Annotated in this window: 26 protein-coding genes; 17 read left to right on the top strand and 9 right to left on the bottom strand. The window is 74.5% G+C overall.

The genetic code is table 11. The annotated features are described in order from the left end of the window. The first annotated feature begins 111 nt into the window (after positions 1-111). Positions 112-753 (top strand): DsbA family oxidoreductase, encoded by a 642-nt coding sequence (locus EV189_RS00760; RefSeq protein ID WP_130491050.1) that lies wholly within the window; start codon positions 112-114, stop codon positions 751-753. Positions 754-796: 43 nt separating this feature from the next. Here EV189_RS00760 and EV189_RS00765 read toward each other — a convergent pair whose 3' ends face one another. Continuing rightward, complete coding sequence (locus EV189_RS00765; protein ID WP_130491051.1) at positions 797-1840, bottom strand: NAD(P)-dependent alcohol dehydrogenase; 1044 nt, start codon at positions 1838-1840, stop codon at positions 797-799. An 80-nt stretch (positions 1841-1920) separates the two neighbouring features. After that, a complete protein-coding gene (locus EV189_RS00770) occupies positions 1921-2316 on the bottom strand; it encodes a hypothetical protein (RefSeq protein WP_130491052.1) in 396 nt (131 codons plus the stop codon). Positions 2317-2447: 131 nt separating this feature from the next. Between EV189_RS00770 and EV189_RS00775 the strand changes: the two genes are divergently transcribed. After that, positions 2448-2840: an ATP-binding protein gene (locus tag EV189_RS00775; protein ID WP_130491053.1), complete on the top strand. Its 393-nt coding sequence runs from the start codon at positions 2448-2450 to the stop codon at positions 2838-2840. 149 nt (positions 2841-2989) lie between these two features. Here EV189_RS00775 and fbaA read toward each other — a convergent pair whose 3' ends face one another. Continuing rightward, positions 2990-4015 (bottom strand): class II fructose-bisphosphate aldolase, encoded by a 1026-nt coding sequence (fbaA, locus tag EV189_RS00780; protein WP_130491054.1) that lies wholly within the window; start codon positions 4013-4015, stop codon positions 2990-2992. Positions 4016-4082: 67 nt separating this feature from the next. Between fbaA and EV189_RS00785 the strand changes: the two genes are divergently transcribed. Both EV189_RS00785 and EV189_RS00790 read left to right on the top strand, forming a co-directional pair. Next, positions 4083-4970 carry a PfkB family carbohydrate kinase gene (locus EV189_RS00785; protein ID WP_231115949.1) on the top strand — a complete coding sequence of 296 codons (888 nt, stop codon included), beginning with the start codon at positions 4083-4085 and terminating at the stop codon, positions 4968-4970. After that, positions 4967-5575 carry a nucleoside/nucleotide kinase family protein gene (locus tag EV189_RS00790; RefSeq protein ID WP_231115950.1) on the top strand — a complete coding sequence of 203 codons (609 nt, stop codon included), beginning with the start codon at positions 4967-4969 and terminating at the stop codon, positions 5573-5575. Before EV189_RS00785 ends, EV189_RS00790 begins: the two co-directional genes overlap by 4 nt. A gap of 4 nt (positions 5576-5579) precedes the next feature. Here the strand turns inward: EV189_RS00790 and EV189_RS00795 are convergent, their stop codons facing one another. Continuing rightward, the gene (locus EV189_RS00795; protein ID WP_130491056.1) at positions 5580-6047 is read right to left on the bottom strand and encodes an Hsp20/alpha crystallin family protein; all 468 of its coding nucleotides are present in this window, start codon (positions 6045-6047) and stop codon (positions 5580-5582) included. 119 nt (positions 6048-6166) lie between these two features. Between EV189_RS00795 and EV189_RS00800 the strand changes: the two genes are divergently transcribed. Together EV189_RS00800 and EV189_RS00805 are read left to right on the top strand one after the other, a co-directional pair. Further along, positions 6167-6463, top strand: a complete 297-nt coding sequence (locus tag EV189_RS00800; RefSeq protein ID WP_231115951.1) for a MerR family transcriptional regulator — start codon at positions 6167-6169, stop codon at positions 6461-6463. Positions 6464-6484: 21 nt separating this feature from the next. Continuing rightward, on the top strand, positions 6485-7090 hold the full coding sequence (locus tag EV189_RS00805; protein ID WP_130491057.1) for a DinB family protein: 606 nt from the start codon (positions 6485-6487) through the stop codon (positions 7088-7090). A 10-nt stretch (positions 7091-7100) separates the two neighbouring features. On the opposite strand, the gene EV189_RS00810 is transcribed toward EV189_RS00805, so the two are convergent. Continuing rightward, positions 7101-8150, bottom strand: a complete 1050-nt coding sequence (locus EV189_RS00810) for a zinc-dependent alcohol dehydrogenase family protein (protein ID WP_130491058.1) — start codon at positions 8148-8150, stop codon at positions 7101-7103. A 133-nt stretch (positions 8151-8283) separates the two neighbouring features. Between EV189_RS00810 and EV189_RS00815 the strand changes: the two genes are divergently transcribed. Beyond that, on the top strand, positions 8284-8958 hold the full coding sequence (locus tag EV189_RS00815) for a hypothetical protein (RefSeq protein ID WP_130491059.1): 675 nt from the start codon (positions 8284-8286) through the stop codon (positions 8956-8958). A 36-nt stretch (positions 8959-8994) separates the two neighbouring features. Here the strand turns inward: EV189_RS00815 and EV189_RS00820 are convergent, their stop codons facing one another. Beyond that, complete coding sequence (locus EV189_RS00820) at positions 8995-9636, bottom strand: TrmH family RNA methyltransferase (protein WP_231115952.1); 642 nt, start codon at positions 9634-9636, stop codon at positions 8995-8997. Positions 9637-9801: 165 nt separating this feature from the next. On the opposite strand from EV189_RS00820, the gene EV189_RS00825 reads away from it, so the two are divergent. From EV189_RS00825 to EV189_RS00855, 7 genes are read left to right on the top strand one after another with little or no spacing between them, the layout of a single operon-like run. After that, positions 9802-11136: a nucleotide sugar dehydrogenase gene (locus tag EV189_RS00825; RefSeq protein WP_165400062.1), complete on the top strand. Its 1335-nt coding sequence runs from the start codon at positions 9802-9804 to the stop codon at positions 11134-11136. A 17-nt stretch (positions 11137-11153) separates the two neighbouring features. Beyond that, positions 11154-12218: an NAD-dependent epimerase/dehydratase family protein gene (locus tag EV189_RS00830; RefSeq protein WP_130491061.1), complete on the top strand. Its 1065-nt coding sequence runs from the start codon at positions 11154-11156 to the stop codon at positions 12216-12218. Between the two features lie 4 nt (positions 12219-12222). Continuing rightward, a complete protein-coding gene (locus EV189_RS00835; protein ID WP_130491062.1) occupies positions 12223-14679 on the top strand; it encodes a hypothetical protein in 2457 nt (818 codons plus the stop codon). Beyond that, on the top strand, positions 14666-15925 hold the full coding sequence (locus tag EV189_RS00840; RefSeq protein WP_130491063.1) for a glycosyltransferase: 1260 nt from the start codon (positions 14666-14668) through the stop codon (positions 15923-15925). The genes EV189_RS00835 and EV189_RS00840 overlap by 14 nt, the downstream gene beginning before the upstream one ends. Before the next feature lie 29 nt (positions 15926-15954). Then, entirely contained in the window at positions 15955-16716 is a 762-nt protein-coding gene (locus EV189_RS00845; RefSeq protein WP_130491064.1) for an SDR family NAD(P)-dependent oxidoreductase, read from the top strand. A gap of 3 nt (positions 16717-16719) precedes the next feature. Next, a complete protein-coding gene (locus EV189_RS00850; RefSeq protein WP_130491065.1) occupies positions 16720-17316 on the top strand; it encodes a DedA family protein in 597 nt (198 codons plus the stop codon). 9 nt (positions 17317-17325) lie between these two features. Then, positions 17326-18000: a DedA family protein gene (locus EV189_RS00855; RefSeq protein ID WP_130491066.1), complete on the top strand. Its 675-nt coding sequence runs from the start codon at positions 17326-17328 to the stop codon at positions 17998-18000. Positions 18001-18370: 370 nt separating this feature from the next. Here EV189_RS00855 and EV189_RS00860 read toward each other — a convergent pair whose 3' ends face one another. Beyond that, positions 18371-18631, bottom strand: coding sequence for a hypothetical protein (locus tag EV189_RS00860; RefSeq protein WP_130491067.1), 261 nt, complete (start codon positions 18629-18631; stop codon positions 18371-18373). Positions 18632-18785: 154 nt separating this feature from the next. Between EV189_RS00860 and EV189_RS00865 the strand changes: the two genes are divergently transcribed. The 3 genes from EV189_RS00865 to EV189_RS00875 all read left to right on the top strand — a co-directional run bounded on the left by EV189_RS00865 (position 18786) and on the right by EV189_RS00875 (position 23467). Next, the gene (locus EV189_RS00865) at positions 18786-20027 is read left to right on the top strand and encodes an ROK family transcriptional regulator (protein WP_130491068.1); all 1242 of its coding nucleotides are present in this window, start codon (positions 18786-18788) and stop codon (positions 20025-20027) included. Positions 20028-20194: 167 nt separating this feature from the next. Next, positions 20195-22345, top strand: a complete 2151-nt coding sequence (locus tag EV189_RS00870; protein WP_130491890.1) for a glycoside hydrolase family 15 protein — start codon at positions 20195-20197, stop codon at positions 22343-22345. 57 nt (positions 22346-22402) lie between these two features. After that, a complete protein-coding gene (locus EV189_RS00875) occupies positions 22403-23467 on the top strand; it encodes an NADH:flavin oxidoreductase/NADH oxidase (RefSeq protein WP_130491069.1) in 1065 nt (354 codons plus the stop codon). A gap of 13 nt (positions 23468-23480) precedes the next feature. Here EV189_RS00875 and pyrE read toward each other — a convergent pair whose 3' ends face one another. Continuing rightward, positions 23481-24014: an orotate phosphoribosyltransferase gene (gene pyrE, locus EV189_RS00880; RefSeq protein ID WP_130491070.1), complete on the bottom strand. Its 534-nt coding sequence runs from the start codon at positions 24012-24014 to the stop codon at positions 23481-23483. Positions 24015-24037: 23 nt separating this feature from the next. Further along, positions 24038-25636 (bottom strand): peptide ABC transporter substrate-binding protein, encoded by a 1599-nt coding sequence (locus tag EV189_RS00885; protein WP_165400063.1) that lies wholly within the window; start codon positions 25634-25636, stop codon positions 24038-24040. Positions 25637-25695 lie beyond the last annotated feature (59 nt).

Genomic DNA, 25695 nt, shown 5'->3' on the forward strand with positions numbered 1-25695 from the left:
TCCGTCCCCCGGCGGTCTGCTGGAGACGTGGTACCACGAGCGGGGCCCGGCGTGGAGGCCCGTCAGGGCATCTGGCGGAATCCGGAGCGGGCTCGCGCCGTTGCCGAGAGCATGAGCGACACCCTCCGCATCGACGTCTGGTCCGACGTGGCGTGCCCCTGGTGCTACATCGGGAAGCACCGCCTCGAGCGTGCCCTGGCGGCGTACGACGGGGAGGTGGAGGTGGTCTCGCACGCCTTCCTGCTCGACCCCTCCGCGCCCGCCGAGGCGCGCCCGCTCGACGAGCACCTGGCCGAGCGGTTCGGCGCCGACCGGGTGCCGGGCATGCAGGCCCACGTCACCGGCATCGCCGCAGCGGAGGGGCTGGAGCTCCACCTGGACCGGGCGCTCGCGGTGAGCACCCGGGACGCGCACCGCCTGCTGGCGCTCGGCCGCCACGAGGGCGTCCAGCCCGAGGTGCAGGAGCGGCTCTTCCGGGCGTACTTCACCGAGGGCCGCGACCTCGGGGACCTGTTCGTCCTCGCCGAGATCGGGGTCGAGGCCGGACTCGACGGCGCCCGCGTCCGGGAGTGGCTGGCCGGCGACCACGGCGCGGAGGAGGTCGAGGAGGAGCTGGCGACCGCCCGCGACCTCGGGATCACCGCGGTGCCGACCTTCGTCATCGACCGGCGCTACGCGGTGCAGGGCGCCCAGGAGCCGGCGACGCTGCTGCGCGTGCTCGAGCAGGTCTCGCGGGAGCGGCGCCCGGCGTAGTGCCGGGCGGCCGCTCCCGCGGTCCCTTCGAAGGGCGCTCTCGCTAGAGGGTCTTCGCGTCGATGACGAACCGGTAGCGCACGTCGCTCGCGACGACCCGGTCCCACGCCTCGGGGATCCGGTCGGCGGGGATGACCTCGACCTGAGCACCGAGGCCGTGCTCGGCGCAGAAGTCGAGCATCTCCTGGGTCTCGGGGATGCCGCCGATGCCCGAGCCGGCGAGCGAGCGGCGCCCGCCCATGAGCGAGCCGAGCGAGACCGAGACCGGCTCCGGCGGCGCGCCGACCTGCACCATCACGCCGTTGGTGCGCAGCAGGCCGAGGTAGTCGTCCATCGGCAGCGGCGCGGAGACGGTGTTGACGATGAGGTCGAAGCTGCCCTTGAGCGCCTCGAACGTGTCGGGGTCGCTCGTCGCGTAGTACGCGGAGGCGCCGAGCCGCAGCCCGTCCTCCTGCTTCTTGAGCGACTGGCTCAAGACGGTGACGCGCGCGCCCAGGGCGGCAGCGATCTGCACGCCCATGTGGCCGAGCCCGCCGAGGCCGACGATCGCGACCTCCTTGCCCGGGCCCGCGCCCCAGTGGTGCAGCGGGGAGTAGAGCGTGATGCCGGCGCACAGCAGCGGCGCGGCCACGTCGAGGGAGAGCGCATCCGGGATCTTGAGGGCGAAGTCCTCGGTGACCACGATCGAGGCGGAGTAGCCGCCAGCGGTGGGCTTGCCGTCGCGGCCGGTGCTCGCGTACGTGCCGATGTTGCCGTTCAGGCAGTACTGCTCGAGGCCCTGCTGGCAGTTCGCGCACTCGCGGCACGAGTCGACCATGCAGCCGACCCCGACGCGGTCGCCCACGGCGTGCTTGGTGACGGCGGAGCCGACCTCCTCGACGACGCCGGCGATCTCGTGGCCGACGACGATCGGGTACGTGACGGGGCCCCACTCGCCGCGCGCGGTGTGGATGTCCGAGTGGCAGATGCCGGCGTACGCGATGGCGATGCGGACCTCGTGGGGGCCGACGTCGCGCCGCTCGATCGTGGTCGGCTGCGGGGGCTGGTCGGCGCTGGGGGCGGCGTAGGCCTTGGCGGTGGTGGGCATGCAGGGGTCCTCTGGCGCGGAGTGGCGCTCGCGCGTGGTGGTGCGTCGAGCGGGGGGACCCTACCCCGTGACCCGCCGGCCTACTGCTGCTCCGCCTGCTGCTGGTCGTCTCCGGGGCGGTCGCCGAGCAGGGCGGCGACGCGCTGGCGGGTCACGCCGTACATCGTCGCGATGCGCTGGTGGCTCAGCCCCTCGTCGGCCAGCGCCCGGGCCTGCGAGCGGCGGAAGCGCGCACTGGCGTCGGTGACCCGGTCGCGCAGCGTCGTCACGGCCTCGACGATCAGCGGGCGGTCCTCCGCCTCGACGACGTCGCGCCACGCGGGGACCCGCTCCTTCTCGACGGCGAGCTCGCGGCAGCGCTGCGCGAGCGAGCGGTAGTCGCCGGCCGCCTGCTCGAGCACCTCGGCCAGGTCGCGCAGCGCGTCGAGCGCGGCGTCGTGCTCGAGTTCGGGGCGGGGAGGGGCGGCGCGGTCCACAGGAACCTCCCAGAGGCTCAGGTCGCGCTACGCAACGACCGTTGCGCAACGTGGTGCCGCAACCACCGTTGCGGCGACGACATCGTACGGGTCGCACCCCGCCCAGCCCGAGAAGAGGACGAACCCGCTCCATGACCGCAGGCCAGCGCCTCACGCTCGCGCTCGACCTCCCGCTCGGCCCGGAGGCCTGCGCGGTCGCCCGGCGCACCGTCCGCGACGCGCTCTCCGCCTGGGGCGTGGGCGGGGAGGGCCTGGCGTACGACGCGACGCTGGTGGTCACCGAACTGGTGAGCAACGGCGTCCGGCACGGCGGGGACGCCGTGCGCCTCGAGCTCGCGACGGAGGCCGGCTGCCTGGAGGTGGCCGTCGTGGACGGCTCCGCCGTGCTGCCGGAGGCGCGCGGCTCCGACGGCGAGAGCGAGGGCGGCCGCGGCGTCGCGATCATCGAGGCGGTGTCCCGGCGCTGGGGCGTCCAGGCGCTGGGTGAGGGCAAGCGGGTCTGGGCCGAGATCGCGCGGGGCTGAGGTCGCGCTGGGCTGAGGTCGCCCTGGGCTGAGGTCGCCCTGGGCTGAGGTCGCGTTGCGCTCCCCCCGCCAGATGCGAACGGGGGCACCCAGTGGGCTCCGGAGAGCCACTGGGTGCCCCCGTTCACTCGAGCGGGGAGCGCCGAGCGCTACTTGCCGAGCGAGGTGCCCGTCGAGCGCAGGGCCTCGCACGCCTCGACGATGCGCTGGGCCATGCCGCCCTCGGCCGCCTTGAGGAAGGTGCGCGGGTCGTACGCCTTCTTGTTGCCCACGTCGCCGTCGACCTTGAGGACGCCGTCGTAGTTCTTGAAGAAGTGGTCGGCGATGGGCCGGGTGTACGCGTACTGCGTGTCGGTGTCGATGTTCATCTTCACCACGCCGTAGTCGAGGGTCTCGCGGATCTCCTCGAGCAGGGAGCCGGAGCCGCCGTGGAAGACGAACTCGAACGGCGAGTCCTTGCCGATCTTGGCGCCGACCGCGTCCTGCAGGTCCTTGAGGACCGCGGGGCGCAGCTTGACGTGGCCCGGCTTGTAGACGCCGTGCACGTTGCCGAAGGTCGCCGCGAGGAGGTACTTGCCCTTCTCGCCGGTACCGAGGCGCTCGGCCACGAGCAGCGCGTCCTCGGGGGTGGAGTAGAGCTTCTCGTTGATCTCCCCGACGACGCCGTCCTCCTCGCCGCCGACGACGCCGATCTCCATCTCGAGGATGACCTTCGCCTTGGCGCACGCGGCGAGCAGGTCCTCGGCGATGTCGACGTTCTCGTGCAGCTCGACCGCGGAGCCGTCCCACATGTGCGACTGGAACAGCGGGTCGAGGCCCTTGTCCACGCGCTCCTGCGAGATCGCGAGGAGCGGCCGGACGTAGCTGTCCAGCTTCTCCTTCTGGCAGTGGTCGGTGTGCAGCGCGATGTTGATGGAGTACTTCTCGGCCACGACGTGGGCGTACTCCGCGAGCGCCACCGCGCCGGTGACCATGTCCTTGATGGTCGAGCCGGAGGCGTACTCCGCACCGCCCGTGGAGACCTGGATGATGCCGTCCGACTCGGCCTCGGCGAAGCCGCGGAGCGCGGCGTTCAGCGTCGAGGAGGACGTGACGTTGATGGCGGGGAAGGCGAAGGCGCCGGCCTTGGCCTTGTCCAGCATCTGGGCGTAGACCTCGGGAGATGCGATGGGCATGGGCGATCCTCGGGGGCTCGGGTGGGCGTCGTACTCCGTCGTAGTCTCCCACGGCAGGATGGGTGCCGTGGACCTGCCTCCGACCGCGCTGCTCGCCGGTCTGGCCACGGTCGACCTCGTCCACGTGGTGAGACGCTTCCCCGCCCCGGACGAGAAGGTGCGCGCCGAGTCGCAGGAGCTCGCCGCCGGCGGGCCCGCGGCCAACGCCGCCGTCGCGTACGCCGCGCTGGGCGGCCGCGCCCGGCTGCTGACCGCGCTGGGGAGCAGCGCGCTCGCCGCCGTCGCGCACGAGGACCTGCGGACGCACGGGGTGGAGGTCGTCGACCTCGCCGCCGGCTCCCCCGAGCCGCCTCCGGTCGCGGCGTGCGCGGTCGACGAGCACGGCGCGCGGACCGTCGTCTCGGTCGGGGCAGCCGCCAGCGCGGTCACGCTCGCCTCCGTCGACCTCGAGGACGCCTCCGTGGTGCTCCTCGACGGGCACCACCCGCTGGTCGCGCTCGAGGTCGCGCGTGCTGCCAGGGCTTCCGGCGTCCCGGTCGTGCTCGACGCGGGGTCCTGGAAGCCCGTGCTGGCCGACCTGCTCCCCCTGGTCGACGTGGCGGTGTGCAGCGCCGGGTTCCGCGTGCCGGGCTCGTCGGGCGACCTCGAGGACGTGCTGGCAGCAGGGGCTTCGTCGGTGGCCGTGACGGCTGGCGGAGGCCCGGTCCGCTGGCACGACGGGAGATCTGCAGGTGAGGTCCCCGTCGCCGCCGTCCCCGTGGTCGACACGCTCGGCGCGGGCGACGCCTTCCACGGCGCCTTCGCCTGGGCCACCGCCACGCGGCCGGGGCGCGCACTGCCGGAGCGGCTCGGCTTCGCGGCGGCGGTCGCCGGCGTACGCGTCGGTGTGGCTGGCGCGCGCGCCTGGCTGGCGGACCCGTCACTCGCGCGAGCGGTCGAGGAGTGGTTGCGGTGAAGGAGGACCTGCTCGCCCGGGCGCGTGCGCTCAGCACCGCCGGGGGCCGCCGGCTGCTCGGGCTCACCGGTCCGCCCGGCGCCGGGAAGTCCACGCTCGCCGGCGAGCTCGTCACCGCGCTCGGTGACGCCGCGGCGCTCGTGCCCATGGACGGCTTCCACCTCGCCGACGACGTGCTGGTGCGCCTCGGGCGGCGCGGCCGCAAGGGCGCGCCCGACACCTTCGACGCGTCCGGCTGGGTCGCCCTGCTGCGGCGGCTGCGGGCGGCCGACGAGGAGTGCGTGTGGGCGCCGGAGTTCCGCCGGGAGGTCGAGGACGCCGTCGCCGGCGCGATCGGGGTGCCGCGCGACGTGCCGCTGGTCGTCGTCGAGGGCAACTACCTGCTGCTGGACGAGGGTCCGTGGGCGCAGGTCCGGGACCTGCTCGACGAGGTCTGGTACGTCGCTCCCCCTGACGACCTCCGGGTCGAGCGGCTCGTCGCCCGCCATGTCGCCTTCGGCAAGGACCCCGAGGAGGCCCGGTCGTGGGTGCTCGGCAGCGACGAGCGCAACGCCGCGCTCGTCGCTGCCACGCGGGACCGGGCTGACCTCGTGGTGGAGCCGTAGGCGCTCAGCCGGCGATGGAGCGCTGGTCCGCCGGGGGCTGCGGGACTCCGCGTACCTCCACGCGGCGGGGCTGGGCGGAGGCGAGCACCGGCACGCGGAGCGCGAGCACGCCGTGCTCCCAGCTGGCCTCGAGCGCCTCGAGGTCGAGCCCGTCGGGGAAGGTGATCTGCTGGCGGAACTCGCCGGTGAAGCGGCCGCGGGCGTAGACGACGCTGCCCTCCGGCTCGACCGGCTGGCGCTTCGCGCTCACCGTCACGGCGCGGCCCTCGACGCGGACGTCGAGGTCCGACCAATCGGCGCCCGGCATGTCGAACTCGAGGACGAGGGCGTCGCCCCGGCGGACGACGTCGAAGGGGATGCCGCTCACGGGAGCCGCGGCTCGGGGCGTCGCCGACGCGCCGAGGACCCGCTGGGCGAGCCGGTCGAAGTCGGCGAGGAAGGGGTCGAGCCCACGGGTGTCGAACAGCTGCATGGTGCGTGCCTCCTTGTCGTGGTGCAGCTGACTGGTGCAGCCGCCTCCTACCCGAGTCGGCGGTAACCTCAAACACCAGGCGCAGGTTTGCTCCTCTCCAGCCTGGAGAGGAGGGAGCCGTGAGCCCCCTGCCCTTCGACGACCCCGCAGCGCCGCTCTACTCCGTGGGCCAGGTGGCGGGGATGCTCGCCGTCCAGCCGGCCTTCCTGCGCCGGCTCGACACGCACGCGGTCGTCAGCCCGGCGCGCTCCGACGGCGGCCAGCGGCGCTACAGCCGGCACCAGGTCGAGCAGCTGCAGCAGGTCTGCGCGCTCGTCGACGAGGGGGTGACCCTCCCCGGGGTCCGCCACGTGCTGGGACTCCGTGCGCGCGTCGCCGAGCTCGAGGCGGAGGTGGCACGGCTGCGCCGGCGGTGACCGGAGCGGCAGACTGCCGTCATGGACCTCGTGCGCGGCGAGCTCGTGGCGCTGCTGGACCACGCCCACGACCGGCTCGAGCAGCGGCTCGAGGGGATGACGGACGACGAGCTGCGCTGGACCCCGACCGACGACGACCGCATCGGCATCGCCTGGCGGCTCCAGCACCTCACCCGGCTGTTCACCGAGCCGCGGGCCTGGACCTGGCTCGGAGCCGAGCCGCCCGCGCCCCGGGGCGGTCCCGAGCAGGTCACGGTGGCGTCCGTACGGGCCGCTCTGCGCGCGGCCTTCGCCCGCTGGCGCGACCTCGTCGCCGAGGTCGACGACCTCGCGCTGCCCGTCGGGCCGGCGGCCGGCGCGTACGCCTCGGCGACGCGGCTCGCCTTCGTGCTCCACGTCGTCGACGAGCTCGTCCACCACGCGGCCGAGGCCGCGCTGCTCCGGGACCTCTACGCCCGGCAGGTGCGGCTGGCCGGCTGCTCGTGCCGGCCCGAGGCCGAGCTGACGCGGTACGTCCGGACCTGCGACCACTGCGACACCGAGCACAGCAGCCCGCACTGCGTGCACGACCAGCGCCAGGCCCCGTGCCCGGAGTGCGACGTCGTGCCGGTGCCGCAGCTGGGCTGAACGCGCGCTGCTACGGGCGCAGCAGCACCTTCACCGCACGGCGCTCGTCCATGGCGGCGTACCCCTCGGCGACCTGGTCCAGCGGCAGCTCGAGGTCGAAGACCCGGCCCGGGCGCAGGCGGCCGGCGAGGACGTCACGCAGCAGCTCGGGGATGTAGTGCCGCACCGGCGCGACCCCGCCGCCGACCGCGATGTTGCGGCTGAACAGCGGCCGGACCGGCAGCGAGGGGTTCTCGGCGGGCACGCCGACGTAGCCGATGCGGCCGCCGTCGCGGACGGCGCCGATCGCCTGCTGCCACGAGCCCTCGGTGCCGACGCACTCGAGCACCGCGTCCGGGCCGATGCCGCCGAGCAGGTCGCGCACCGCGGCGACGCCCTCGTCGCCGCGCTCGGTCACGACGTCGGTGGCGCCGAAGGCCCGGGCGAGCTCCTGGCGCGCCGGGTTGCGCGACATGATGACGACGCGGTCGGCGCCGAGGCGGCGGGCGGCGAGCACGGCGCAGAGGCCCACGGCACCGTCGCCCACGACGACGACGCTGGTCCCGGTCTGCACGTGCGCGGCGACGGCGGCGTGGTGGCCGGTGCCCATGACGTCGGAGAGCGCGAGCAGGTCGGGCACGAGCGCGGGGTCGGGCTGCTCGGACAGCGCGACCAGGGTGCCGTCGGCCAGGGGGACGCGGACGTACTCGCCCTGGCCGGCGTCGACGAACTGCCCGTCGCGGTCGGTCTCGCCCCACCAGCCGCCGTTGAGGCAGGAGGTCTGGACACCGCGCTGGCACATCGCGCAGACGCCGCAGCTGCGGGCGAACGGCGCGATGACGAAGTCCCCGGCGGCGACGGTCGCGACGTCGGCACCGACCTCCTCGACCACGCCGACGAACTCGTGGCCGATGCGGTGCGGCTCGTCCGTGGGGGCGATGCCGCGGTACGGCCAGAGGTCCGAGCCGCAGATGCAGGACGCGACGACGCGCACCAGCGCGTCGCCCGGCAGCACGACCCGGGGGTCGGCCACCTCCTCGAGCCGGATGTCGCGGGCAGCGTGGATCAGGGTCGCCTTCACCTCGGCATCGTAGGCACGACGTGGAGATGTCGGTGATCGGCACCCGTCCGTTTGAACGACGGCTCCGAAGGGATCACTGACGAGGCGCCCCCCGCGCCTCCAGGACCAGGGCAGATGCCCAGAAGGAGCTCCCGTGAAGACTTCGCGCACAGCTCGTACGCTCGGTGCCCTCGGCGCCACCGCGGCCCTCGCGCTCGCAGCCACCAGTGCGGCTCCCGCCCACGCGGCCTCGTCGGCCAAGGGCTCCGGCGCAGCGTCCTACGGCATGACCAAGGCGTTCTACGGCGGCAAGGCCCTGAGCTTCACCTACAGCAAGGGCTACAAGTGCGACACCGGCATCAAGGCCGCGTCGACGACCGGCTGCGAGGTCGGCGCCGCGTGGAACCACGCCCCGTCGCGCCAGCACGACGTCCTCTACATCACGGTCCCGCTCGGCTTCACGCCGAAGCCCATGCAGGACTGCCCCGCGGGCATCACCTGCGTCGACCACCCGATGACGGTCGACCTCACCCGCCTCGAGCCGGCCCTCAAGCCGCTCTACCCGAAGCTCACCGACGCGCAGCTCACCGACGCGCTCAAGGACTTCATGACGCCCGGCCACGACCACTTCATCACCGACACCAACCACGGCAAGGCCGAGTGGTGGGACGTCCAGGTCGTCGGCGTGACCAGCTCGAAGACCTACGACGCGATCCACTCGCACCAGTCGTTCGCGTACATCCAGAAGCTCATCAAGGCCAAGGACAAGACCGTCGTCGGCCCGATCCCGAGCAACATCTTCCTCTACTTCTCGGTCGCCGCGAAGTAGTCGAGCCGCTCCAGCTCCACCCGCGCCGGCACGCCCTCAGCTCAGGCCGAGGGCGTGCCGGCGCACCCATGCGTGCATGGCGATCCCCGCCGCCACTCCGGCGTTGACCGACCTCGTCGAGCCGAACATCGCGATCGAGCAGACCAGGTCGCACGCCTCGTGCACCGCGGCCGACAGGCCCGGCCCCTCCTGGCCGAAGACCAGCACGCAGCGCCGTGGGAGCTCGGCCGTCTCGAGCGGCACCGACCCCGGCAGGTTGTCGATCCCCACCAGCGGCAGCCCCTCCGCGCGCGCCCACGCCACGAGGTCCTCGACCGTCGCGTGGTGGCGCAGGTGCTGGTAGCGGTCGGTGACCATCGCCCCGCGCCGGTTCCACCGCCGGTTGCCGACGATGTGCACCTCCGCGGCGAGGAACGCGTTCGCCGTGCGCACGACCGTCCCGATGTTGAGGTCGTGCTTCCAGTTCTCGATGGCCACGTGGAAGTCGTGCCGCCGCGCGTCCAGGTCCGCGACGACCGCGTCCACGGTCCAGTACCGGTAGCGGTCGACGACGTTGCGGCGGTCGCCGTGGGCCAGCAACTCGGGGTCGAGCCGCGGGTCGTCCGGCCAGGGCAGCGGGTGCGGGCCGACACCCACCTCGTCGCCGCCGCTCTCCGCCTCGTCCGCGATGTCCCTCACGCGCGCAGCCTGCCACCGCGGCGCCAGGACGTGCATGATCACGAGGAGGAAGGGCGCATCGGACCCGCGTGATCCGACGCTCAAGCCTCCGCGGCGTTGCGCCGAATGGGTGTGTCAAGGGTCCGTACGACGCGTACGGGCCGGCCACTCGAGGAGGCGACCGCGATGCGCGTGTCGGTGTTCGGTCTCGGCAAGCTCGGCGCGCCGCTGGCCGCGGTCTTCGCCGCTAGCGGCCACGACGTCGTCGCCGTCGACGTCAGCCCGTCGGTCGTCGACCTCGTCAACGCCGGGACCGCGCCCGTCAGCGAGCCGGGCCTGCAGGACCTCATGGACGCCGGCCGTGTGCGGCTGCGCGCGACGCTCGACCCGGTCGAGGCCGTGCACGCGAGCGACGCGACCTTCGTCATCGTGCCCACGCCGAGCGCCCCCGAGGGCGGCTTCACCAACGCGTACCTCCTCGACGCGCTGCGCCGGATCGGCGCCGCCGTCGCGACGAAGTCCGGCTACCACGCGGTCAACGTCACGAGCACGGTCATGCCGGGGTCGTGCGACGGCGAGCTGCGCGCGGCCCTCGAGGAGGCCTCCGGCCGGACCGTGGGCGTCGACCTGGGCCTGACCTACAGCCCGGAGTTCATCGCGCTCGGCAGCGTCGTGCACGACATGCTCTACCCGGACGTGCTGCTGCTGGGCGAGTCCGACCCCCGGGCCGGCGACCTCGTCAGCGCGATCGCGACGAGCTCGGTCCGCAACGACCCCGCCCTGCGCCGCATGAGCCTCGTCAACGCCGAGCTCGTGAAGATCAGCGTCAACACCTACGTCACCACGAAGATCTCCTTCGCCAACATGCTCGGCGAGATCTGCGACCGCCTCCCCGGCGCCGACGCCGACGTGGTGACCGCCGCGATCGGCTGCGACAGCCGCATCGGGCGCAAGTACCTCTCCGCCGCGACGGGCTACGGCGGTCCGTGCTTTCCCCGTGACAACAGGGCCTTCGCGCTCCTCGCGTCGCAGTTGGGCGTCGAGGCGACCCTCGCCAAGGCGACCGACGTGGTGAACAAGCGGCAGACCGAGCGGCTCCACGAGCTCGTCGGCATGCTCGCCTCCCCCGGCGACGTCGTCGCCGTCCTCGGGCTGTCCTACAAGCCCGGCACGTGGTTCTCCGAGGAGAGCGCAGGCCTGGACCTGCTGCGCACCTTGGTGTCCGCGGGCCACGAGGTCCTCGGCCACGACCCGCTCGCCCTCGACGGCCCGGTACCGCTCGTGGAGCCGGGCGGGACGCTCAGCAGCGATCTCGCGGACGTCCTCGCCCGCGCCGACGTCGTCGTCATCGCCACCGCCCACCCCGAGTACGCGACGCTCTCCCGGCTGCGCGCGCACACGGTCCTCGACTGCTGGGGAACCACCGACGCCGCAGCGCTTCCTGCGGACACCTCGTACGTCCGCCTGGGCCGCGCCGCGGCGACCCGCGCCGTGCGCCAGCCCGCCTCCGCGGCCGCCTGAGCAGAGAGGCCAGACGCATGCCCACTCCCGCTTTCCTCGGCAGCCTGCCGGGTCCCCGCTTCGAGGGTACGGACCCCGACCTCCCCGTCGTCGTCACGGGAGCCGGTGGCTTCATCGGCGGCTGGCTCGTGCGCGACCTGCTGCGGCAGGGCGTGAAGACCGTGCGCGCCGTCGACATCAAGCCCTTCGACGAGTGGCAGCAGCGCTTCGACGACGCCGAGAACCTCCAGCTCGACCTCAACAACCTCGTCGCGTGCCGGCGGGCGACCGAGGGCATGGCCGTCGTCTACAACCTCGCCGCCGACATGGGCGGCATGGGCTTCATCGAGACGCACAAGGCCGAGTGCATGCTCTCGGTGCTCATCAGCACGCACATGCTGGTTGCCGCGAAGGACGCCGGCGTGCAGCGGTTCTTCTACTCCTCCTCGGCCTGCGTCTACAACGCCGACAAGCAGGAGGACGCGGACGTCACCGCGCTGGTCGAGGCCGACGCGTACCCCGCGATGCCGGAGGACGGCTACGGCTGGGAGAAGCTCTTCAGCGAGCGGATGTGCCGCCACTTCCGCGAGGACTACGGCCTCGAGACCCGAGTCGCGCGCTTCCACAACGTCTACGGCCCGCTCGGCACCTGGAAGGGCGGCCGCGAGAAGGCTCCCGCGGCCCTGAGCCGGAAGGTCGCGGAGGCCGTGCTCAACGCCGACCCGCGCATCGACATCTGGGGCGACGGCGAGCAGACGCGGTCATTCATGTTCATCAGCGACTGCGTCTACGGCATCCAGCGCATCATGTGGAGCGACGTCGTCGAGCCGCTGAACCTCGGCTCCGACGAGCTCGTCTCGATCAACCAGCTCGTCGCGCTGCTAGAGGACATGGCGTACGTCCGCCTGCGCCGCAGCCACGACCTCGGCGCGCCGAAGGGCGTGCGGGGCCGCAACAGCGACAACCGCCTGATCCGCCGGCTGCTCGGCTGGGAGCCGGGCACCTCGCTGCGCGAGGGCATGGCCGTGACGTACGCCTGGGTCCGCGAGCAGGTCGCCGCAGACCTCGCAGCTGAGGCCGCGCTCGCGGCCGTGGAGGGGTAGACCCGTGCTCTCGGTGATCGTGTACGGCCGGAACGACAGCTACGGCTACCGGCTGGAGAAGCGCGCCGCACTGGCGCTGAACTCGTGGGGCGAGATGCTCGACCCCGCCCGCGGGGACGAGATCGTCTTCTGCGACTACAACACCCCGGACGAGCTGCCGACGTTCCCGGAGACGATCGCCGACACGCTCACCCCGGTGACGCGCGAGCTGCTGCAGGTCGTCCGCGTACGCCCCCGGCACCACGCCCGCTGGGCCGAGCGCACTCACCTCGTCGCGCTCGAGCCGCAGGGCCGCAATGCCGCGCTCCGCCGCACGAACCCGGCCAACCGCTGGGTGCTCTCCACCAACACCGACATGGTCTTCCTCGTCGAGGGCGGCCGGCTGGCCGACCGGCTCGAGACGCTCGAGGACGGCTTCTACCAGCTGCCGCGGTTCGAGCTGCCCGAGTCGCTGTGGTCGGAGTGGGAGCGCAGCGACCCGCAGGGCTTCCACGCCGAGCTCGCCCGGCTCGCGGGGCCGCTGGGGCTCGACCGCGTGCTGCTCTCCCCCGACTGCGTCGTGGACGGGCCGGGTGACTTCCAGCTCGCGCTGCGCGAGGACCTGTTCGCCATCGCCGGCTTCGACGAGGCCATGCTCAACGGCTGGCACGTCGACGGGAACCTCCAGCTGCGCCTGGACCTCCACCGCCGCGAGAAGACCCGGCTGCTCCCGCTGCCCGTCCGCGGCTACCACTGCGACCACACCCTCGCGCCGACCGCCATGCACGCCGGCGCCGCGGTGCACAACAGCTGGCAGCAGTTCCTCACCCGGGTGCAGACCGCCGACCTCCACGGCCAGCAGCCCCACTGGGGCCTGGGCGACGTCGAGCTCGAGCACTTCAGCCTGCGCAGCCGGGCCGGGCGCATCGCCCGCCTGACCGAGAGCGCCGCCCGCGCCGCGGTCTCCGTCGAGGGTGCCCGCCTGCCGAGCGACCAGGTCGCCGAGTACGGCACTGAGCAGTGGGTCGACGCCCCGGTCGAGCTGCTGGTCGCGCACGCCACCAGCCTGTTCGCGGCCTTCGAGGCCGGCGCGAGCATCGCCTGGTCGGGCTCCAGCCCCGACGTGCTGCTCCCCCTGCGCGCGGTGCTGGCCGGGGAGGGGCGCACGGGCACGTGGTACCTCGACAGCGACTGCGACCTCGTCACCCGCTGCCCGGAGCTGCTCGACGCCCCTGACGTCGAGCTCTGCGACATCACCTCGCTCGAGCAGCTGCGCCCCGACGTCGTGGTCGTCGAGTCCGTGCTCCCCGCGACCGTCGCCCCCGGCGGCGAGCGGGAGCGCGAGGACCGCATGGCGCAGGCCCAGCGAACGCTCCGCCACACGGCCCTCACCGGGGAGACCTGCCCCGGCTGGGACCCGATGGTCATCGCCGTCGGCGCCGGTGGCACCGCGCTCCAGGAGCTCGTGGACCGCCTGTTCGTCACCGCCAGCGCGCCGATGGGCACGGGGATCCGGCTCGGGCGCGTACGCCGTGCCGCTCCCACGGGCACGTCGTTCAAGGACCTCGCCCTGCGCGTCACCCGTGCGGTCGGTGCTGCGGCGCCGCTGCGGGCGGGGGAGTTCGCCCACCTCGTCGACGCGACCCGCGACGCGGCGCAGGGGCGGCCGAGCGACCTGCAGGCCAGCGAGCTGCCGTGGGTGCGCGCCCTGTGCGCCGACGCGGCCGCCCCGGACTACCTCGGCGTCACCCGTGCGTCGCTCGACGCCCTGCTGCGCCAGCTGCCCGAGCTGGCCGCCGAGCCGGTCGCCGAGCCGGGGGCGCTGCGCCAGCCGGACGGCGGGGACCTGCGCGACGAGCTGTGGCGCAGCACCGCCCGCGCGGTCATCGACGAGGTGCCGCCGAGCATCGTCGGCCGCGAGAACGAGTGGCTCCTGCCGACGCTGGTGCAGGAGCTGCGCGCGAGCGCCGGCCGCCGGCCGCGCGTCGCCCTGGTCAGCAACAGCCCCGAGATCCTCGCGGCGTACCTCGGCCCGTGGTGCGAGCAGCTCGTCGTCGTGGGCGCCGAGCCCGAGCCGCGCAGCAGCCTGCAGCTGCCCGGGCGCCTGGTGCTCGACTCCCGCCGCCTCGCGACCTCGCTCGACGACGCCGAGTGGGACGCGTGCGTCGTCGACCTCGCCGCCGTGCGCGACGTCTCGCTGCTCGGGGCGCTGGCCCGCGAGCTGCGGGTGACGCGGCTGCTGCTGGGCTACCAGCTCGACCCCGCGGTCGTGCTGCCGATGGCCGTGCAGCCGAGCGGCGCGCTCGCGCCGCTGCGGACGCAGGCCCCTGCTCCCGCCCCCGCTCCGCTCCGGGCCGTGCCTGCGCAGAGCGCGCCGACCGTGCCTGCCGCTCCCGCTCCTGTTGCGGCCGCGGCGGCGCCGCTCACCGTGCCCCTCGCCCTGGCCGCCCCGACCACCGGAGCCCGCTATGCCCGCGTGTGACCTCGAGCCGCTGCGCAACCCCGGAGCCGCCTTCGCCGCGCCGCCCTTCGGCGCCCCCGAGTCCGGTCCCTGGGTCGTGACGGCCACCTGGCCGTACGGCGAGGTGCCCTCGACGTGGGCGCTGCGGGCGCGGCTGGCCGACGAGGTATGGGCGCCCAGCACCAGCGCGGCCGCCGGCTGGACCGACGCGGGGCTGCCGCGGGCACGCGTCCGCGTGCTGCCCGCCGGGGTGGACACGTCGCTCGTCACCCCCGAGGGCCGCTCCGACCGCACGGTGCGGGGGCTCGGCTCGTTCGTGGTCCTCGCCGCGGGCGGCACCAGCCTGGCCGCAGGTCCCGACCTCGCGCTCCGCGCGGTGCGCGAGGCCTTCCCCGGCCGCAGCGACGTCGCCCTGGTCCTGCTCGGCGGCAGCGCGGAGGAGCACGACGCGCTCACCCCGGACGTCCAGGACGAGCTGTCGCGCGCCGCTTCGGGCGGCGGCCCCCGCGTCGTGGTCCTGCGCACCCCGGCCGACGAGGCCGGCCTCGCCCGCCTGCTCCGGTCCTGCGACGTCGTGCTGCTGCCGACCCGCGCCTCGGCGAGCGGCACCCGCGTGGCCCAGGCCATGGCGGCGGGCGTCCCCGTCGTCGGCGCCGGCGCCGTGGCGGCCGAGCTGCTCGGCGCCGCGTCACCCGCGGCCGCCGCGCGCACGGAGGCCGTCCGGCTCTCGGGCGTCCAGCCGCTGCACCGGCCGTTCACCTGGGGCGAGCCGGACGTCAGCGAGCTGGTGGCGGCGCTGCGCGAGGCGGAGGGCACCGGCTCCGAGCAGCTGCGGACGTGGCTGCGCGCCCGCGCCGTCCGCGACCTCTCGAGCGAGCGCGCGGACCGCCTGCGCGCCGCGCGGCTCTCCGCCCTCGAGCAGCGCACTCCCGTGCGCGAGGGCGGGGTCCCGGTCGCCCCCCACGGCGTCGCCGGGTCGCTGGGCCAGCAGGTCCTCGTCACCGTGACCGACCGCGCCCAGGCCGAGGCCGTCGCGGCGGGCTTCGCCGCGGCGTACGTGCCGACGGACTGCGTCGAGCTGCTGCTCCTGCCGGCGACCGGCCCGCTCGGCGAGGTGCCGGGCGCGCGGGCGCTGCCCGTCCTCCCGACCGACGTGCAGGCGGACCTCGCCGCGACGGTCGACGTGGTGGTCGGGGCCGGCCAGGCGCCGACCACCCCCGAGGAGTGGTACGCGCTGGTGCCGCCGCTGCCGCGGCTGCGCGGGTAGCCTCCCGGGCTGCGCCGTAGGGTCGGAGCATGGCGCGCATCCTCGTCACCGGCTCGGCGCAGGGCATCGGGCGGCAGACGGCCGCGGACCTCGTCGGCCTGGGGCACGAGGTCGTCGTGCACGGGCGGGACGACGCACGGGGCCGCGCAGCGCTCGACGCCGTGCCCGGCGCGGCCGGCGTGGTCGTGGGCGACCTCTCCTCGCTGGCCTCGACGCGCGCGCTCGCGCAGAGCGCCGGCGCGTACGACGTCGTCGTGCACAACGCCGGGGTCGGAGGCGACGGGAAGCGCGAGACGACGGTCGACGGGCTGTCGCGGATCTTCCAGGTCAACGTGCTGGCGCCGTACGTCCTCACCGCCCTGCTGCCGGCACCGCAGCGCGCGATCTACCTCTCGAGCGGGCTGCAGGCCAGCGGCCGGCTGGACCTCGACGACCCGCAGTGGGAGCGGCGGCGCTGGGACGGGATGCAGGCGTACTGCGACTCGAAGCTCGCCGACGTCCTGCTGGCCCTGTGGGTCGCCCGCCGGTCGCCCGGCACGGTGAGCAACGCGGTCGACCCGGGCTGGATCAGGACGGCGATGGGCGGGCGCGGCGCCCCGGGCAGCCCCGAGGAGGGCGCGGACACCCAGGTCTGGCTCGCGACGAGCGACGAGCCCGCCGCGGTCGCCAGCGGGCGCTACCTGAAGGGCCGGCGCGAGCAGCAGCCGAACCCCGCCGCGCGCGACGAGCGGCTGCAGGACAGGCTGGTCGAGCTCTGCGCGCGGCTCAGCGGCGTCGCCCCGGCCGCGTAGCCCGTGGACCTGCTGCCCGACCTGGGCTCGGTCGGGACCCTCGGCGCGTACGCGCTGGTCGGCGCACTCGTGTTCGTCGAGTCGGGGCTGCTGCTGGGCTTCCTGCTCCCGGGCGACACCGTGCTGTTCGGGGCCGGCCTGCTCGCCGGGGACCCGGGCTCCGGCGTCGAGCTGGGGGTGCTGCTGCCGCTCGTGCTGGTCACCGCGGTGGCCGGCGAGGCGCTCGGCTACGCGATCGGGCGCAGGCTCGGGCGACCCTGGCTCGAGCGGCGCATGCAGTCGGGCCGGCTCGACCCGCGCCACCTCGCCCGCGCCGAGGCCTTCACGCAGCGCTTCGGCTGGTGGGCGGTGGTGGCGGCGCGCTGGGTGCCGTGGATGCGGACGTTCGTGCCGCTGCTGGCCGGCGTCTCGGGGATGGGGCAGCGCAGCTTCACGACCGCCAACGTCGTCGGGGCGGCGAGCTGGGGCGGGGTGCTCGTGCTCGCCGGGTACGCCGCGGCGGGCGACCCGCGGCTGCGCACCGCCGCCCTCGTCGTGGGGGCGGTCGCGGTGGTCGGCTCGCTGTGCGCGGGTGCGGTCCTGCACAGACGGCGCCGGTAGCCTCGCTGCGTGCCCCTCGCGACAGCAGCTGCCGCCACCACGACCGCCCTCGGCCCCTCCTGGATGCACCCGACCGAGCTCGTCTCGACGTTCGGGGCGTACGCGCTCGTCGCCGTGCTCGTCATCGTCTTCGCCGAGTGCGGCCTGCTCGTCGGGTTCTTCCTGCCGGGCGACTCGCTGCTGTTCATGACCGGGCTGTTCATCGCCGACGGTTCGATCCGCACGCCGCTGTGGCTGGCGTGCGTCCTGGTCGCCGCGGCCGCGGTGCTCGGCAACGCCGTCGGGTACGCGATCGGCTGGCGGCTCGGTCCCTCGGTGTTCGACAAGCCGGAGTCGCGGCTGTTCCGCCCGAAGCACGTGGCGCGCACGCACGAGTTCTTCGAGAAGTACGGCACCCGCGCCATCTTCCTCGCGCGCTTCGTGCCGATCGTGCGGACCTTCATCACCGTCATGGCGGGCGTGGGCCGGATGGACCGGCGCGCGTACTTCACCGCGTCGACCATCGGCGGCATCGTCTGGGGCGCCGGCGTCGTGCTGCTCGGCCACGCGCTGGGCGGCGTGGACGCGGTCAAGGACAACATCGAGCTCGCGCTCGTCGGGATCGTGCTGCTGAGCGTGATCCCCATCGGCCTCGAGTGGCTCCGGGCGCGGCGGGAGAGCGGGTCGGTCGGCTCGGCGGGGTGAGCGGTGGCGCGCGGCGCGGTGGCGCCGGGAAGTTGATCAGGTTGCCTGATCATGTGCGCGCCAGACCGCACGAGGTGCACGCCGTACGGACGAGTTCTCGTGCTGCCGGCAGCCAGTTCGTGCTGCCGGGCGCTGGGGCACTGCGGCCGGGCGGCTAGCGGCGTGTGGACCGCCGTCGGGGCCAGGCCGCGGACGCCGTCGGGGCCAGGCCGTGCGCTGGACGGAGCCCGCACGGGCCCGACCGCACCAGGTGTGCGCCGTACGCACGAGATCCCGTACTGCCGGCGCCCAGTCCGTGCTGCTGGGCGCGAAGTCGATCGGGCGACCTGATCAACTTCCCGGCCGGTCGGTCCGGTCGGGCGCGGCGCGCCTACCAGGTCGTCGGGTCGTCCCGCAGGTCCAGGTGCTGGCCGGTGAGCCCCGCGGCCCGGCGGCGGATGGCGTCGAGCGCCTGGCGGGCGGCGTCCTCGCTGGCGTAGCGGCCCAGGCCCAGCACGGTGTTGGCCGGGCCGGCGACGACCTCGGCACGCACGCCCCAGGGCGCGTCGCCGCCGACCTGCTCGAGGTAGACGCTGACGCACAGGTCGAGGTTGACCAGGTTGCCGCGGGCGGTCGTGACCCAGGTGGACATTCCGCTTCCTCCTCCGAGGCTCCCGGGCGCGCACCCGGAGCCGCGCGCGACGCTACCGCCTCCCCCACCAGCGCGTACGCACGGGCGCCCTCCGCGCGCGCTCCGCTGTGGTTGGATGAGGCGGAACGGCGGGGGCGCGACGAGGGCGGGCAGCATGCGGGGGCGGGAGTCCAGCACGGTCCGCGACCTGCGCCGCAGCAACCGGGCTCGGGTCCTCTGGGAGCTCTACCACCAGGGCACGCTGAGCCGGCAGGAGATCGCCGTGGCCGCCGGCGTCAGCGCCGGCACGGTCAGCAACGTCGTCACCGAGCTCGTGGACCAGGGCGTCGTCGTCGAGGCCGGCCAGGAGGACTCCGACGGCGGACGCCCGCGGGGCCTGCTCCAGGTGGCCTCCGGCTACGGCTACGTCATCGGCGTCGACATCGGTGAGACCTCGATCGGCGTGGAGCTGTTCGACCTCTCCATGCGGGTCCTGGCGGCGCGCACGGTCACCCCCTCCGAGCGCCGCCTCGACGTCGACGAGGTCGTCCGCGTCGTCCTCGACGGCATGGCCGCGGTGCTCGCGGAGTCCGGTGTCGCGCAGGAGCGGGTGCTCGGGGTCGGGGTCGGCGTACCCGGCCTCGTCGAGCACGGCGGGGACGGCGTCGTGCACGGGCCCACCGTCGGGTGGGACGCCGTCCCCCTGGGGCGCCTGCTCGCAGCCGGTACGGACCTCCCCCTGCTCGTGGAGAACGGCGCCAAGACCCTGGGCCAGGCCGAGATGTGGTTCGGCGCGGGCCGCGGGGCGGACAACGCCGTCATCCTCCTGCTGGGCACGGGTGTCGGGACGAGCATCGTGCTCGGTGGCGCGCTGTACCGCGGTGCGGGGAGCAGCGCCGGCGAGTGGGGGCACACGACCGTCGTCACCGGGGGTCGGCTGTGCCGGTGCGGGGCGACCGGCTGCCTCGAGGCGTACGTCGGGGCGGGCGCGCTGCTGCGGCGCTACGAGGAGCTCACCGGCACCTCCGGCAGCGGCAGCCTCGAGGAGCGGACGGCGGACCTGCTCGCCAGCGACGACGCGGCGGCCCGCCAGGTGCGCGCCGAGACCGCGGAGTACCTCGGCGCGGGCGTCGGCAGCCTGGTCAACCTGTTCAACCCGGAGCGCATCGTCGTCGGCGGGTGGGTCGGGCGGCTGCTCGGCGAGGCGTTCCTGCCGGTGCTGCGCGAGCAGGTCGCGTCGCACGCGCTGGCGCTGCCGTTCAGCCAGACCTCGCTCGTCCTGGCCGAGCTCGGCCGCGACGCCATCGCCCTGGGCGCGGCGACGCAGCCCGTGGAGCGGCTGCTGACCTCGGGCGCGATGCCGCAGCAGCCCCCGCGCTCGGCCCGCCGCCCGAGCGACGCGGTTGGACGGCGCTAGAGCGGGTAGCGCGCACGTAGCCCCGGCCCCTGGCCGCCAGCCGGCCCGGCGACGGCCCGGGCGGAGCCGCTGCCAACGGGGAGGCGCGCGTGTCCAGCCGTCCATCCAGTCGCCCAGCCGGCGACGCGGTCCTGCGCCGCGCTCTCGCCGCCGGTGTCCCGCTCGCCCTGGGCGCCGCGGTCGTCGGGCCCAGCGCCCCCGCAGTCGCGGCGTCGAGCGGAGCCGCGCCCGGCGGCCCCGGCACCCACGCGACGTGGGAGCCGGCCGACAAGCACGGCTTCGGCACCGCGATCGGCACCGGCACCCACAGCCCGGTGTGGTTCACCCTGCGCCAGGGCGGCCTGTCCGAGGTCTTCTACCCCGACCTCGGCACGCCCGCGCTCCGCTCGCTCCACTTCGTGGTGACCGACGCGCGCACCGGCACCGCCAGCACCGCCGTGCCGACGACGACGCGGCAGGCCGACAGCCGCAGCCTGCGCTACACCCAGGTCTCGACCTCGGCCGGCCACTGGCGCCTGACGACGCAGTACGTGACGGACGCCGCCCGCGCCTCGGTCGTCGTCTCGCTGCGCCTCGACTCCCTGGACCGGCGGACGTACTCGGTCTTCGCGGTGGCCGATCCCGCCCTGGGCGACGATGGGGACGACGACAGCGCGCGCGTCGGCGGCGGGAGCCTGACGGCGTACGACTCCTCGTCGGCGCTCGCGCTCGAGGCGAGCGGCGGCTTCTCCGCGCGCACCGCCGGCTACGCCGGGACCCGCAGCGACGGAGCGCTCGACCTCGCCGACGGACGGCTCGACTCGGCGTACGCGACGGCGGGGAAGGGCGACGTCGCCGTCACCGGCCGGCTGCACGTCGACGGGCGCAGCCGGCGTACGGCGACGCTCGCGCTCGGCTTCGGCGCGACCCGCAGTGCCGCCCTCGCGGTGGCCGGACGCTCGCTGGCCCAGGGCTTCGCCGCGGCGGCCACGGCGTACGACCGGGGCTGGCACGCGTACCTCTCGGGCCTGTCCGGCGTCCCGGCTGCGGCGAGCAGCCTGCGCAACGAGTACCTCACCTCGGTGATGGTGCTCGCGGCCAGCGAGGACAAGGAGCACCCCGGCGCGTTCGTGGCCTCGCCGACCGCGCCGTGGGCGTGGGGGCTCGGCATCAAGGGGCTGTCGCAGCCGTCCGAGGCGTACCACCTCGTCTGGTCGCGCGACCTCTACCAGATCGCGACCGCGCTGCTCGCGGCCGGCGACAAGGCAGCGGCCGGTCGGGCACTGGACTTCCTGCTGTCCACGCAGCAGAAGAGCGACGGGTCGTTCCCGCAGAACTCCCGCGTGGACGGCACTCCGGAGTGGGGCGGCCTGCAGCTCGACGAGATCGGGCTCCCGCTCGTGCTGGCCTGGCAGCTCGGCCGCACCGACGCGCGCACGATGGCGAAGGTCAAGGCGGCGGCGGACTTCCTGCTGTCCTACAAGGACAAGGACACCGGCCTCGCCGCTCCCTGGTCGCCGCAGGAGCGCTGGGAGAACCAGGCCGGGTACTCGCCCGCGACGATCGCCGCGGAGGTCGCGGGGCTGGTCTGCGCGGCGGACCTCGCCCGTCGCGCGGGCGACACCGCCGACGCGGACCGCTGGATGGCGACGGCGAAGTCCTGGCAGGCCGCGCTCGCGGGCTGGACCGTGACGACGACCGGCCCGTACTCCTCGCAGGCGTACTTCCTGCGGCTCACCAAGGACGGCAAGCCCGACGCCGGCACGACCTACAACGTCGGTGACGGTGGCCCCACGCTCGACCAGCGCGCGGTCGTCGACCCGAGCTTCCTCGACGTGGTCCGCCTCGGCCTCGTCAGCGCGAGCGACCCCGTCGTGCAGAACACCGTCAAGGTCGTCGACGACCGGCTCGCGGTCTCGACGCCGTACGGCCTGCTGTGGCACCGCTTCACCGGGGACGGCTACGGCGAGACGCGGACCGGCGGCCCGTGGACGATCACGAAGCCGCGGACGGGCACGACGTCCGGCCGCGCGTGGCCGATCTTCGCCGGCGAGCGCGGCGAGTACGAGCTGCTGGCGGGCGACCCCAAGCGCGCGGCGCAGCGGCTGCGGACCATGGCCGACACCGCGAACGACGGTGGCCTCATCGCCGAGCAGGTCTGGGACGGGCGCGCCCCCTCGGGCACGGGCGGTCGGCGGACCGGTGAGGGCACGACGTCAGCGACGCCGCTCGTCTGGTCGCACGCGCAGTTCGTCCGGCTCGCCGTCTCCCTGCAGGCCGGTACGCCGGTGGAGCGACCGTCCGTCGTGTCGTGCACCTTCCTGCAGCAGGGCTGCTGAGGCACGCGTCACTCCCCGCACGGGAAGAAGCCCCGGGCGGCTCGGGTTGCCGCCCGCATGAGCCGTCTGTTCTCCCCGTTGACCCTGCGCGGCACGACCTTCCGCAACCGCGCGTGGGTCGCGCCGATGTGCCAGTACACCTCCGTCGACGGGTTCCCGACCGACTGGCACCTCGTGCACCTGGGGTCGCTGGCGCGCGGCGGGGCCGGCCTCGTCATCGCCGAGGCCACCGCGGTGACGCCCGAGGGCCGGATCACGCCGGCGGACGCGGGCATCTGGAGCGACGAGCAGGCAGCGGCGTACGCGCCCATCGTCGACTTCGTGCACAGCCAGGGCGCGGCCGCGGGCATCCAGCTCGCGCACGCCGGGCGCAAGGCGTCGACCAAGCGGCCGTGGGACGGCGATGGCTACGTCGAGCCCGCCGACGGCGGGTGGCAGACGGTGGGAGCCTCCCCGCTGGGCTTCGCCGACTGGCCCGCCCCGCGCGAGCTGACGGTCCCGGAGATCGGCGACGTCGTCCGCGCGTTCGCTGACGCTGCGGTGCGCGCTGATGCGGCCGGCTACGACGTCGTCGAGCTGCACGCGGCGCACGGCTACCTGCTGCACCAGTTCCTCTCGCCGCTGACCAACCAGCGCACCGACGCGTACGGCGGCGACTTCGCGGGGCGCACCCGGCTCACGGTCGAGGTCGTGGACGCGGTGCGCGCGGTGTGGCCGGAGCACAAGCCGCTGTTCGTCCGCTTCTCGGCGACGGACTGGGTCGAGGGCGGCTGGACCGTCGAGGAGACCGGCGAGCTCACGCGCATCCTCAAGGCCCACGGGGTGGACCTCGTCGACGTGTCGAGCGGCGGTCTGGTGCCCGACGCGAAGATCGAGGTCGGCCCGGGCTACCAGGTCCCGTTCGCCCGCGCGGTCCGCGAGGCCAGCGGCGTCCCGACCGCTGCGGTCGGCCTCATCAACGACCCGAAGCAGGCCGAGGAGGTGCTGGCCGACGGCTCCGCGGACGCCGTGCTGCTCGCCCGCGCGCTGCTCCGCGAGCCGCACTGGCCGCTGCGCGCGGCCTTCGAGCTCGGCGACAGCGTGGACTGGCCGGTGCAGTACCAGCGCGCCGCGTGGCGCTAGGGACCGGCAGGTCTCAGAGGCCGAGGTCGGACAGCTCGTACGCCGCGAGGTAGGGCAGGCCGGCCTCGGTCACCTTCGGGCGCGCGCCGCGCTCGACGATGACAGCGACGCCCACGACCTCGGCGCCCGCCTCGCGCAGCGCCTCGACCGCCGTGAGGACCGAGCCGCCGGTCGTCGAGGTGTCCTCCACCGCGAGCACGCGCCGGCCGGCGACGTCGGGCCCCTCGATGCGCCGCTGCAGCCCGTGCTGCTTCTCGGCCTTGCGCACGACGAAGGCGTCCAGCGTGCGCCCCTGCTGGCCGGCCGCGTGGAGCATCGCGGTCGCGACCGGGTCGGCGCCGAGCGTCAGCCCGCCGACCGCGTCGAACTCCAGGTCCTGCGTCAGGTCCAGCATCACGCGACCGACCAGGGGCGCGGCCTGCGCGTCCAGGGTGACCCGGCGCAGGTCGACGTAGTAGTCGGCCTCCTTGCCGCTGCTGAGGACGACCTTGCCGTGCACCACGGCCTTGTCGAGGATCTGCTGGCGGAGTTCGTCGCGGTCGGTCACGGGGGCAGCGTACGGGGCGGTGCTCAGCTCAGCCGCAGGCCCACGGTGTCGATGCGGCCGAACACGTCGACGGGAACGGTCCGGACGCGCGGGTGCCAGACGGTGACCTCCTGGCGCACGTAGACCGGCAGGACCGGCACGTCGGTCGCGAGGACGTCGTCGGCGGCGCGGTACGCGCGCAGCTGTGCAGCAGGAGCCCGGGCGGCACGACCCTGGGCGAGGAGCGCATCGAAACCGGGGTCGGAGTACCCGCCGTAGTTCGAGAGCCCGGTCGAGGAGTACAGCGGCTCGAGGAAGTCGAGGGCTGAGGGGTAGTCCATCAACCAGCCCAGCCGCAGTGGGCCGAAGCCGCTGCCCGACTTCCTGGCGGCGTCGGCATCGTTCACCAGCGTCGGGAAGTCGGGCGTCGCCCGCCCGGTGCACGGCACTCCGAGAGCCTGCGTGACCTGTCCGCACACGGCAGCGATCCACGGCTTGTGGCCGCCGTCGGCGTTGTAGTTCAGCACGACCGTGCTCGGGCGGCTCGCCGCTGCGGCCCACTCGGCGGCCGCGGACGCCGGGTCGTGGGTGCACGCGCTCCCGCACCCGCCGGAGCGGTAGCCCGGGACGGCCGCCGTGACGAAGTCGTCGGCCGGCCGGGCCCGGTCGGTGCCGAAGATGTCGCGCACGAGCGCCTGCCGGTCGATCGCCATCCCGATCGCACGGCGGACATGGACATCGGCGTAGGCGGGGTCGAACGCCGGGAACGCGAGGAACCCGTAGGTCCCGCTGCGGGTCGTGCGGTGGCGGGCGTCGAACGTCGTGCTGATGTCGGCGACGGCACTGGTCACCCCGCTGCTGACGACGTCGGCCGAGAGGTCCGTGAAGCGCCCTGAGCTCGGGAAGGTGAACACGATGCGGGCGATCGTCGGCTTCGCCTTCCCGCGGTAGTGCGGGTTCCGCACCACGGTCAGGCTGGTGCTCGTCCCGGTCAGGTGGCCCTGCAGCTGGAACGGTCCGTCGCCGACCGGGGCCACCGCCCACTGCGCCGGGTGCGCGAGCGCGACCTGCGGCATGGGGTCGAACGCGGCGGCGCCGAGGGCCGAGACGAACGAGCTGTCGGGACGGGTCAGCGTGACCGTGAAGCTCAGCGGTCCCGTACGCCGCAGCCCGGACATCGCGCTCGCCGGGTGCGCGCTCATCAGGCGGTCCGCGCCGACGATCTCAGCGAACTCGTACGCGTCCTGCTGCTCGTGCGGTCCGAACGCGACGTAGTTCCAGCCGTCGATGAAGGACTGCGCCGTCACCGGCTCGCCGTTGCTGAAGGTCCACCCCGGCCGCAGGCGGATGGTCCATGTCCGCTCGTCAGTCGTGGTGATGCTCTGCGCCAGGTCGGTCTTCACGGGCCGACCGGCGGCGTCGTAGCGCACGAGCCCCGTGAACAGGCTCGCCACGAGGTCGCTCTCGTCGTCCCGGACGTTGCCCGGAGCGAGATCGATCTCCGGCCGCGGGACGGCGATCGACACCGTCGGCACGGCTGCGGCGGCGCTGCCCTGTGCCGTCACGACGGCGGCGGGCGCCGCCAGGGCGAGCGCGGACACGGCCAGCACGACGTGGTGTGCGGGACGGCGGAGCAGCGGCATGATCCCCCCGAGGACTGGATGGCCCGTCACCGTAGCGGGCCCGCTCGTCCGCGGTCCGT

Origin of the sequence: Motilibacter rhizosphaerae (assembly GCF_004216915.1) — a bacterium.
In the GTDB taxonomy this organism is placed as follows: Bacteria; Actinomycetota; Actinomycetes; order Motilibacterales; family Motilibacteraceae; genus Motilibacter; species Motilibacter rhizosphaerae.

What these genes read in the sequence shown, in the direction of transcription:
- EV189_RS00760 (WP_130491050.1), top strand. Translation starts at nt 112, where the DNA reads ATGAGCGACACCCTCCGCATCGACGTCTGGTCCGACGTGGCGTGCCCC.
- EV189_RS00765 (WP_130491051.1), bottom strand. Translation starts at nt 1,840, where the DNA reads ATGCCCACCACCGCCAAGGCCTACGCCGCCCCCAGCGCCGACCAGCCC.
- EV189_RS00775 (WP_130491053.1), top strand. Translation starts at nt 2,448, where the DNA reads ATGACCGCAGGCCAGCGCCTCACGCTCGCGCTCGACCTCCCGCTCGGC.
- fbaA (WP_130491054.1), bottom strand. Translation starts at nt 4,015, where the DNA reads ATGCCCATCGCATCTCCCGAGGTCTACGCCCAGATGCTGGACAAGGCC.
- EV189_RS00795 (WP_130491056.1), bottom strand. Translation starts at nt 6,047, where the DNA reads ATGCAGCTGTTCGACACCCGTGGGCTCGACCCCTTCCTCGCCGACTTC.
- EV189_RS00805 (WP_130491057.1), top strand. Translation starts at nt 6,485, where the DNA reads ATGGACCTCGTGCGCGGCGAGCTCGTGGCGCTGCTGGACCACGCCCAC.
- EV189_RS00825 (WP_165400062.1), top strand. Translation starts at nt 9,802, where the DNA reads ATGCGCGTGTCGGTGTTCGGTCTCGGCAAGCTCGGCGCGCCGCTGGCC.
- EV189_RS00830 (WP_130491061.1), top strand. Translation starts at nt 11,154, where the DNA reads ATGCCCACTCCCGCTTTCCTCGGCAGCCTGCCGGGTCCCCGCTTCGAG.
- EV189_RS00840 (WP_130491063.1), top strand. Translation starts at nt 14,666, where the DNA reads ATGCCCGCGTGTGACCTCGAGCCGCTGCGCAACCCCGGAGCCGCCTTC.
- EV189_RS00845 (WP_130491064.1), top strand. Translation starts at nt 15,955, where the DNA reads ATGGCGCGCATCCTCGTCACCGGCTCGGCGCAGGGCATCGGGCGGCAG.
- EV189_RS00860 (WP_130491067.1), bottom strand. Translation starts at nt 18,631, where the DNA reads ATGTCCACCTGGGTCACGACCGCCCGCGGCAACCTGGTCAACCTCGAC.
- EV189_RS00865 (WP_130491068.1), top strand. Translation starts at nt 18,786, where the DNA reads ATGCGGGGGCGGGAGTCCAGCACGGTCCGCGACCTGCGCCGCAGCAAC.
- EV189_RS00875 (WP_130491069.1), top strand. Translation starts at nt 22,403, where the DNA reads ATGAGCCGTCTGTTCTCCCCGTTGACCCTGCGCGGCACGACCTTCCGC.
- EV189_RS00885 (WP_165400063.1), bottom strand. Translation starts at nt 25,636, where the DNA reads ATGCCGCTGCTCCGCCGTCCCGCACACCACGTCGTGCTGGCCGTGTCC.